This is a genomic window from Herbaspirillum sp. B65 (genome assembly GCF_000333555.1).
Taxonomy (GTDB): Bacteria; Pseudomonadota; Gammaproteobacteria; order Burkholderiales; family Burkholderiaceae_D; genus Herbaspirillum; species Herbaspirillum rubrisubalbicans.
In genome coordinates this window covers 1-5608 of record NZ_BADI01000192.1, presented here as the reverse complement: position 1 = coordinate 5608, position 5608 = coordinate 1, and the positions used below count along the sequence as shown (strand labels likewise).

The following is a 5608-nucleotide window of genomic DNA, read 5'->3' as shown; positions in this document are numbered from 1 at the left end:
GATGGGCATCGGAAGACTCCTGGTGGGGACGTGCGCTCGACAAAAGGGGAGGGCGCAAGACTTCACATCGGCGACTAGCTTACTACGCCAGAAAGATAAAATCTACTGATTGGTATTTATTATTTACCCATCGGTATTAATGGGTGCGCGGCGATGTCAGCGCGTCCACTTGCGCTCATAGTCCATTTCCGCGAAATGCTGCACCAGGAAGTCGATGAACACCCGCACCTTGGCCGGCAGGTGCTTGCGGCCCTGGTAGGCGATGTTGATGACCAGACGCGGCAAGTCCCATTCATCCAGCACCGGCACCAGGCGTCCGGCTACCACGTCGTCATAGATGATGTAGTTGGGCTGGATCAGGATGCCCAGCCCCTCCAGCGCTGCGGCGCGGATGATCTGGCCATCGTTGGATTGCATCAGGGCGTGGATGTCCAGGCTGCACTGACTGCCATCGCGATGGGTGAAGCGCAGGCTGTTGGGGGTATTGGAATGGCTGTAGACCAGCAGGTCATGCTCGCTCAGTTGCTCCAGCGTGCGCGGCACGCCGCGTGCGGCCAGGTAGCCGGGGGCCGCGGCCAGGATGCGCCGGGTGCTGGCCAGGCGGCGCACGGCGATGTTGGAATCAGGCTCGAACTCGCGGGTGCGGATGGCTACGTCGATGCCGCTGTCGAGCAGATCGACATAGCGGTTGGCCGCCACCACGTCGAGCGTGATGTCAGGGTAGAGACGGTGGAAACGCGGCAGCAAGGGGCTGATGTGCTTCATGCAGAAAGACAGCGAGGAGGTGACCCGCAACAGACCGCTGGGCGCCACGCTGTTGGCGTTGACCAGTTCCTCGGCTTCCTTCATCTGCGTCAGCGCCGCCTTGCACTGGCGATAGAAGGCTTCGCCGCTCTGGCTCAAGCCCAGGCGGCGCGTGCTGCGCTCCACCAGTCGCGCACCCAGGCGTTCTTCCAGCGCCGCCAGGCTGCGGCTGGCCGCAGCGTTGGACACGCCCAGCGCCTCGGCTGCACGGGAAAGGCTGCCCAGCTCGGCCACCTGCACGAAAAGTTCGAATTGCATCCAGCGGTCCACGTGAACCTCCCAGGGCGTAGCAAGTGGAAAACAGTTTTCCACTTACAGCATATATCCGACCAAAAAGAGGAACTATATTACCGTTCATCGAAAAAATAAGAATCGCACCTTCCATTGCGAGGAGACCATGCTCAACCTGAACGAAGACACCATTACCCAGGCCGTCCTGGCGCGCCACGCCGACATGTCGGACGAACGCCTGCGGCAGATCATCACCAGCCTGGTGCAGCACCTGCACGCCTTCGCACGCGAGGTCAAGCTGACCGAGGCGGAATGGTTCGAGGGCATCCGCTTTCTCACCGAGACCGGCCAGCTCTGTTCGGACAAGCGCCAGGAATTCATCCTGCTCTCCGACACCCTGGGCCTGTCCACTCTGGTGATGGCCCAGCAGAACCACAAGCCGGCCGGCTGTACCGAAGCCACCGTCTTCGGCCCCTTCCACGTGGACAATTCGCCGCAGTATGCGCTGGGCGCAGACATCGCCAACGGCGCCAAGGGCCAGCCTTGCTTCGTCAGCGGTCGTGTGCGCGGCCTGGATGGCAAGCCGATCCCCCATGCCCGGATGGAAGTCTGGCAAGCCGACGAAGACGGCTTCTATGACGTGCAATATCCCGACCTTGACCAGTTGCAGGCTCGCGGCACGCTGCATACCGACGAGCAGGGCCGTTACCACTTCCGCAGCATCCTGGCGAACTCCTACCCGATTCCGCATGACGGCCCGGTGGGCAAGATGCTGGAAACCCTGGGCCGCCATCCCTGGCGTCCGGCGCACCTGCATTTCCGCATCCAGGCCGAGGGTTACGAGACGCTGATCACCCACGTCTTCCGGCGTGGCGATCCTTACCTGGAGTCTGACGCCGTCTTCGGCGTGCGTTCTACCCTGATTGCCGACTGGCCGCGCCACGAAGCCGGGACCGCCCCGGATGGCACGCAGTGTGAGCAGCCTTTCTACACGCTGGACTATGATTTCATCCTCAACCCCCAGCGCAACTGACCCGGTCCCTGCCATCGCCATGCAAGCCTTCACCTATACCAGCGCCGCCGCCCGCGTCATCTTCGGCGTCGGCAGTCTGCAGCACCTGGTGCGCGAAACCGAACTGCTGGGCGCGCAGCGCGCCCTGGTGCTGTGTACCCCCGGCCAGCGTGCCGAGGCCGAACGCGTGGCCGCCCTGATCGGCCCGCGCTGCGCCGGCATCTATGACCAGGCCGTCATGCACGTGCCCATCGAGACCGCACGTCATGCACGCCAGGTGGCGCGCGAACTGGGTGCAGACTGCGCGATTGCCATCGGTGGCGGTTCCACCATGGGCCTGGGCAAGGCCATCGCGCTGGAGTCCGACCTGCCGATCCTGGCCATCCCCACGACCTATGCCGGCAGCGAGATGACGCCTATCTATGGCATCACCGAAGGTGGTCTCAAGAAGACCGGCCGCGATGCCCGCGTCCTGCCGCGCACCGTGATCTACGACCCGCAATTGAGCAGCAGCCTGCCGCTGGCGCTATCGGTCACCAGCGGCATCAATGCCCTGGCGCACGCCGCCGAAGGCCTGTATTCCGCCGACGCCAATCCCATCATGTCGCTGCTGGCCGAGGAGGGCATCCGCGCCCTGGCCACGGGCTTGCCGCAACTGACGCTGCGCAGCGATGACCAGGAGGCCCGCAGCCGCTGCCTGTATGGCGCCTGGCTATGTGGCACGGTGCTGGGCAATGTGGGCATGTCGCTGCATCACAAGCTGTGTCACACGCTGGGGGGCAGCTACAACTTGCCGCACGCCGAAACCCACACCGTGATCCTGCCGCACGCCCTGGCCTACAACGCCCCGGCCGCGCCGCACGCCATGCAGCGCATCGCCCGCGCACTGGGGACACAAGAGGCCGCCATGGGAGTCCATGCGCTGGCACGTTCGCTGCAGGCGCCGCTGTCCTTGCGAGAGCTCGGGATGCCGTATGAGGGGCTGGAGCGCTGCACCGATATCGCGCTGCAGAACGCCTATGCCAACCCGCGCCCATTGGAGCGCGCGGCGTTGCGGGCATTGTTGGAGAATGCCTGGCATGGTCATGCGCCAGTTTGATCGATGACCCGGGGCTTGTACCGCCAGGTTCAATCCAGTTCCGGTCGCAATTCGTCCTGGAACTGCGCCACCTGCGAGCCGCGCACCGAGCACCCGATGCGGCTGCCCGGGAAAGCTGGGTCGCGCGAGGGTGTAATGACCCAGCCAAACCTGCTCACATCAAGCAGCTAAGGCAAACGCCTCAGCCGGTGTCTTCATCCCCAGCGCCTGATGCGGCCGGCGGTGGTTATAGAAGCTGATCCAGTCGCCAATGATGCGACTGGCGTGTTGCAATGTTTCGAAGCGATGCCGATGGGCACACTGCTCCTTCAGGGTTCTGATGACGCGTTCGACCATGCCATTCTGCTGCGGGCAATGCGGCGTGATGAACTCCTGCTGCAGCCCGTAACTGCGGACCAACGCGGTGTAACTACGGCTGGTGAACACCAAGCCGTTATCGGAGCGCAGCAAGAACGGCGCCGTCACGCGACCCAAGGAACCATAACGCGCGATCAGCGCTTGCTCCAAGGCCGACTCTGCCGTCTTCGACTTGCCCGAACGCGACAGATGCCAGCCCAGTAATTCCCGCGTGTGGCAATCAATTACCAGGGCCAGCACCGCCCAGCCATCACGCCCTGTCCAGATGCGACACAGATCGGTTGCCCAGCGTTGGTCTGGCCCTGTAGCTACCGACGGTAAGGCTTTCACCCTAGGTCGGAACCCAATGGGCCGCTTCTTGACCTGCCAGCCCCTGATCTGGAATATTCGCTGCACTGTGTTCTTGTTGAACCCGAGCAAGCCAGCCACCGTGCGATAGCCGAAGGACGGCTCTTCCAGGATCATCTGGCGAATCGGTTCGGCAAAGCGCTCCTGTACCTTGGGCTCAGCCTTCACCGGCTTGTAGTAAGCGGTGCGCCTGGCAATCCCAAACCACGTGCATATCTTGCTGACAGCCACATCGAAACCGTCTTCTTTGAGTCCCTGGCGGATGGTCTCGATTACTTGTCTTCCTCGCCCAACAGGGACGCCAATTTTTTTCTGGCGCGCAGCTCCAACATGGCTTCTCCGTAGGCTTCCTGAAGCTCCTTGAGTTGCCGTTCGTACTGCTCTCTTACATCCAACGGTTTGGCACGCAAGGCGTTCTCCATCCCTTTGCGGCCTTCATCGACCCATTCTTCGATCTCCGAAGGCGGGATATCAAACGACCGACTGGCCTGCGCTATCGTCGTCTTTCCCTGGATGATCTCCATCACCAGCGCCGCTTTGCGCTTGGCTGTCCAACGCTTGAATTCTTCTTCCATGACCTTGCTCATTTTGATTTCCTTTCAGGATTATCTACTGAGCAGGTTTTTAGTGGGTCATTACAGGCATTCCTTGGTGAAGTCGTCCACGATATTCAGGCAGCGCAAGCGGCGGCCATCAGCCAACCCATCCGATACAAAGTCCATTGACCAGCTCTGGTTGGGCATCGTCGCCTGAACCTTCAATTGCCGCTCTACGCCCGCAATGCGCTTCCTCTTGCGGCGCCTGACGCTCAGGCCGGCCTGTCGATACACGCGGAGCAGCTTCTTCCGATTGACCTGCCATCCCTCCCGCTGCATCAATACATGCAGACGCCGATAGCCATATCGGCGTTTTATGGCTGCCAGTTCGCAAAGACGCTGACGCATCTCCTCATCGTCAGGACGACGGGATTCGTAGTGATACAACGAGCGGGAAATGCCTATCAGCCCGCAGGCACGGGTTACGCCTAGACCGTGGACATGCATGATGTGCGTCACGGCGCTTCGCCTATCCTGCGGGCTTACCACTTTCGGCCGAGCACATCCTTCAGTGCAGCGTTGTCCAGCAGGCTTTCTGCCAGCAGTTTCTTGAGCTTGGCATTCTCGGCCTCCAGCGCCTTTAGCCGTTGGGCCTCGGATACCGTCATCCCGCCGAACTTGGATTTCCAGTTGTAGTACGTCGCGTCGCTGATGCCGTGCTTACGGCATACCTCCGCCACTTTCATACCGGCTTCGGCTTCCTTGAGTACGCCAATAATTTGCTCTTCGGTAAATCGTTTCTTCATGCTGCCTCCGTATGGGGCAGACTCTACATCATTACCGTACTAATCTCGGGGAGCAGGTCAACCGGGCCAAAGTACATCCGGCTACTTGGCAAGGTCATCTACCGTTTGTGCGACATCGAAGCCTACGAAAACGAGTGCCTCGTTTCATCGACTGCCGAGTACCGTGAGATGGGAAAACTGACTAGGCAAGCGGACTGCCAAGAATGCGTGAACTCAAATTGATTAATTTACCTCGACGGAAAGATTCCTTACCTGAATCGCCCCTGTTTCTCTAGATGTGACATAAATTGATCCCTGGTTTGCACCAATAGGTATTGGAATAGCCTCAACAAAAGTGACACTTTTCGTCTCGCAAGCGACTAGACGGTAATAAGGAGCTCCCTTGTCCCAATTGATCTGCGCAACAAAATAACCA

The 5608-nt window shown here is 60.6% G+C and carries 8 protein-coding genes and 1 pseudogene; 2 read left to right on the top strand and 7 right to left on the bottom strand.

From position 1 onward, the window contains the following. Positions 1-156: 156 nt before the first annotated feature. Positions 157-1074 (bottom strand): LysR family transcriptional regulator, encoded by a 918-nt coding sequence (locus I5W_RS04915; protein WP_199901704.1) that lies wholly within the window; start codon positions 1072-1074, stop codon positions 157-159. A 127-nt stretch (positions 1075-1201) separates the two neighbouring features. Here I5W_RS04915 and I5W_RS04910 point away from each other — a divergent pair, with 127 nt between their 5' ends. Both I5W_RS04910 and I5W_RS04905 read left to right on the top strand, forming a co-directional pair. Continuing rightward, positions 1202-2068: an intradiol ring-cleavage dioxygenase gene (locus I5W_RS04910; RefSeq protein WP_044528400.1), complete on the top strand. Its 867-nt coding sequence runs from the start codon at positions 1202-1204 to the stop codon at positions 2066-2068. A gap of 19 nt (positions 2069-2087) precedes the next feature. Next, positions 2088-3146, top strand: coding sequence for a maleylacetate reductase (locus I5W_RS04905; protein ID WP_044528399.1), 1059 nt, complete (start codon positions 2088-2090; stop codon positions 3144-3146). Positions 3147-3175: 29 nt separating this feature from the next. Here I5W_RS04905 and I5W_RS33830 read toward each other — a convergent pair whose 3' ends face one another. The 6 genes and pseudogenes from I5W_RS33830 to I5W_RS32760 all read right to left on the bottom strand — a co-directional run. After that, positions 3176-3304: a hypothetical protein gene (locus I5W_RS33830; protein ID WP_256380759.1), complete on the bottom strand. Its 129-nt coding sequence runs from the start codon at positions 3302-3304 to the stop codon at positions 3176-3178. A gap of 1 nt (position 3305) precedes the next feature. Next, positions 3306-4082, bottom strand: coding sequence for an IS3 family transposase (locus I5W_RS04900; protein WP_044528398.1), 777 nt, complete (start codon positions 4080-4082; stop codon positions 3306-3308). A gap of 41 nt (positions 4083-4123) precedes the next feature. Continuing rightward, a complete protein-coding gene (locus I5W_RS04895; protein ID WP_017454809.1) occupies positions 4124-4438 on the bottom strand; it encodes a transposase in 315 nt (104 codons plus the stop codon). 48 nt (positions 4439-4486) lie between these two features. Beyond that, entirely contained in the window at positions 4487-4897 is a 411-nt protein-coding gene (locus I5W_RS04890; RefSeq protein WP_441294715.1) for an IS3 family transposase, read from the bottom strand. A 3-nt stretch (positions 4898-4900) separates the two neighbouring features. Continuing rightward, positions 4901-5193, bottom strand: a pseudogene (locus I5W_RS04885) (transposase); the annotation flags it as partial. A 222-nt stretch (positions 5194-5415) separates the two neighbouring features. Continuing rightward, positions 5416-5608 (bottom strand): hypothetical protein (locus I5W_RS32760; protein WP_217284438.1); only part of this gene is annotated, 193 nt, incomplete at its 5' end.

Coding starts and splice junctions, on each gene's coding strand:
- I5W_RS04910 (WP_044528400.1), top strand. CDS start 1,202: ATGCTCAACCTGAACGAAGACACCATTACCCAGGCCGTCCTGGCGCGC.
- I5W_RS04895 (WP_017454809.1), bottom strand. CDS start 4,438: ATGAGCAAGGTCATGGAAGAAGAATTCAAGCGTTGGACAGCCAAGCGC.
- I5W_RS04905 (WP_044528399.1), top strand. CDS start 2,088: ATGCAAGCCTTCACCTATACCAGCGCCGCCGCCCGCGTCATCTTCGGC.